The following is a 2,736-nucleotide window of genomic DNA, read 5'->3' as shown; positions in this document are numbered from 1 at the left end:
ATTTTTTACCACTAAGACACTAAGACACAAAGAAGGTCTTAATTTCATGAGGGTTAAACAAACATGAAAGCTTTATGCATTTCTTTGTGCCTTCGAGTCTTCGTGGTAAGCTTTTGGTTCCGGCTTGTCCGGGTTAGGGGTTGAGCAGATTAGAAGCCGGAATCCAGGGACTTTGGTTTTCTCATTCTTGAAAAACCTGGATTCCCGATAAAGACATTCGGGAATGACGGGGGAAATGACGCTGTAGTAACAAATTAAGCCTTATTATTTTCATAGTCGTAGACCCCCTTCCCTGTTTTTCGCCCCAGCCGGCCGGCCTTGACCAGTCTGATCAATAATGGCGCCGGCCGGTATTTGTCCCCCAGTTCCCGGTGGAGGGTATTCATACAGTCCAGAAGGATGTCCAGGCCGAAAGCATCGGCTGCCGCCAGGGGGCCTAAAGGAAATCCCAAGCCTTTTTTACAACAACGGTCGATATCCGGGGCCTCGGCTAATGCGGTTTCCAGGGCAAAAAAGGCCTCGTTGACCATGGGTAGATAAATGCGGTTGATGACGAAACCAGGCGAGTCAGCCACGGTCACGCTTTCTTTACCGCACTTTTCCAGAAAAGCAAGCACGGCGTCATGGGTCTGATCCGAAGTGTCCAGCCCCCGAACCACTTCCACCAGGGGGGTCAAGGCCGCCGGAATCAGGAAATGGGTCCCGAGGCAGCGGTCGGGCCTTTGGGTTCCGGCGGCCAGCTCCGAGATGGAAAGGGTCGAAGTATTACTGGCCAGGATCGTCCGGAAGGGGCATCTGCGGTCGGCCTCTTTGAAGATCTCCATCTTGGCCCGGATGTCTTCAAAAACCGCTTCGATCACCAAATCGGTGTCCTCTAAAACCTCCTCCGGTTTCAGCGTGGTGTGGAGGGTGCCAAGGATCTGATCCCGGGTTTTCAGGTCCATCTTTTGTTTCCTTACTTCATTATCCAGGAAGGAACGGATAGACTGTCTTCCTTTGATCAACCGGTCTTCCGAAATCTCCAGGACTTTGGTAATGAATCCCCCCCTAGCACAGACGATGGCAATCTGGCTGCCCATGGTCCCCAGGCCGATAACGCCGACTTTTTCAATTTCCATGATCCTTCACCTCAAATTTATTGTTCTTGCTCTTTTTATCCGGCCCAGGCCGGTTTCTTTTATGTTCAGCCAGAGGAAATAGAAGATCATAATGATCGTTGAGACCGTGGCCGGCAGGGCCGTCCGGTCATCAAAAAGGGTTAAAGCCAGACCGGCGGCCAGACCGGTATTTTTCTGGGTTCCCAGAAGGAGCAGACTGGTCAGTTTCTCAGGACCTATCTGCCGGAGCCGCCCTATCTTTTCAATTCCGAAACCCAGCAGGAAGGTACAGGCCACAGCTACCAGGGCGACCGGGATAATGGTCATGGGATGGTCCAGAAAAATGGACCGGTTTAATCCCACCATAGTATAAATGACCAGAAAGAAACCCCAGTTGGTGATCGCCCCTTTATAAGGCTCAATTTTTACCGAGAATCCTCTGAAGCGAAGGAGGCGGGAAATAAGGAGAGGGAGGATGATCAGCTCGATCATAACCATAATCACCTTCTCCCGGTCTACGAATTCCGGACCCAGAAAACCGATGGTGATCAGGGGCATGAGGATCAAGGCCCCTAAATAACAGCCGATAGTCGCAATCAACGAAAAAGGGCCGTCCCCGCGCAAAAGCATGGTGAAGGGGATGACCGCCACGGCCGGAGGGACGGCCAGGACGATGATAAAGCCTGTTTTTAAAGAGGGATCCTGGATCAACAGGCTGTTGAGAAGGAGGATGAGACCACTCAACAGCCCGTAGTTCAACATTAAACCGATCAGAGAAGGCCCTATAAGGCCCCGGAGAGAACGGAAGACACTGCCAGGAATGCCCATGATCGAAACGGTCATCACCACCGCCAGGGCCGGGATGACCATTGTTTTGGTCCATCTGGCCCCTTCTCCGGCCAATAAGCCCAGGACCACGGACAGGAGGAGAAGAAAATCCCGGTTCCGGAAAAGTCTGATCATGCTAAAGTATAACTTTTATTCTTTAAGAGGCAAAGAAAATTTCATGGGGGTTTAGTTCAGATGGCTTTCCCTCATGACCGGATCGGTTTTTTCAGGGGAAGGTTTCAGGATGGCCAGGTTTTGCGGTTCGGAAAAGATTAAATCAAATTCATTGGTTTTTAAAAGGTCTATGGCTTGTTTTAATGACACACTGGAGACGATTTTGGCCTTGCCCCGGAGAATCCAATAAGAGACCTGATAATCCTGATCTATGTGTAAAATCGTTACCGGTTGGTCCATATTTTCCCTCCTTTGGTTAAATTCTTAACTGCAATGGTCATGCCATAAGCGTCAAAATAAATTATCATGTGATTTTAACTAATTAAAAAGATTGGACGGGATGGGCCGAACCACTATTATGGTTTTTTTTGACATAGTGTAAATTTTTTTGGCTCTTCCTGCAGGCCTATTGATGATGAACAGATGCGGGCCAAGTTGTTAAAAGTGAAAGGAGTAAGGGGATTCAACAATTGACAGGTCCAGGCAAAGGGTATAAATATTTTCTGATTATAACGTATTTAGGGGAGACTAATTATTAACCGAAAAGTAGCCCAACATATTGTGGGTGAAAAGGCGAACAGACACAACATATTGATTTTACAGTAAATATATTTCTAGACATTTTATTAATAATTTT

The 2,736-nt window shown here is 48.3% G+C and carries 3 protein-coding genes; all 3 read right to left on the bottom strand.

Annotated elements, in window-relative coordinates:
- Nucleotides 1-254 precede the first annotated feature (254 nt).
- Genes HY879_16330 through HY879_16320 form a run of 3 tightly spaced genes read right to left on the bottom strand, consistent with a single transcriptional unit; the run spans nt 255 to nt 2,339 of the window.
- Nucleotides 255-1,118: a 3-hydroxybutyryl-CoA dehydrogenase gene (locus HY879_16330; protein MBI5604907.1), complete on the bottom strand. Its 864-nt coding sequence runs from the start codon at nt 1,116-1,118 to the stop codon at nt 255-257.
- A 6-nt stretch (nt 1,119-1,124) separates the two neighbouring features.
- The gene (locus HY879_16325) at nt 1,125-2,060 is read right to left on the bottom strand and encodes a hypothetical protein (GenBank protein MBI5604906.1); all 936 of its coding nucleotides are present in this window, start codon (nt 2,058-2,060) and stop codon (nt 1,125-1,127) included.
- A gap of 51 nt (nt 2,061-2,111) precedes the next feature.
- The gene (locus HY879_16320; GenBank protein MBI5604905.1) at nt 2,112-2,339 is read right to left on the bottom strand and encodes a hypothetical protein; all 228 of its coding nucleotides are present in this window, start codon (nt 2,337-2,339) and stop codon (nt 2,112-2,114) included.
- Between the last annotated feature and the right edge of the window lie 397 nt (nt 2,340-2,736).

The sequence above is a fragment of the Deltaproteobacteria bacterium genome, assembly GCA_016219225.1.
Taxonomy (GTDB): Bacteria; Desulfobacterota; RBG-13-43-22; order RBG-13-43-22; family RBG-13-43-22; genus RBG-13-43-22.
This window is presented reverse-complemented; position numbering and strand designations above follow the sequence as displayed.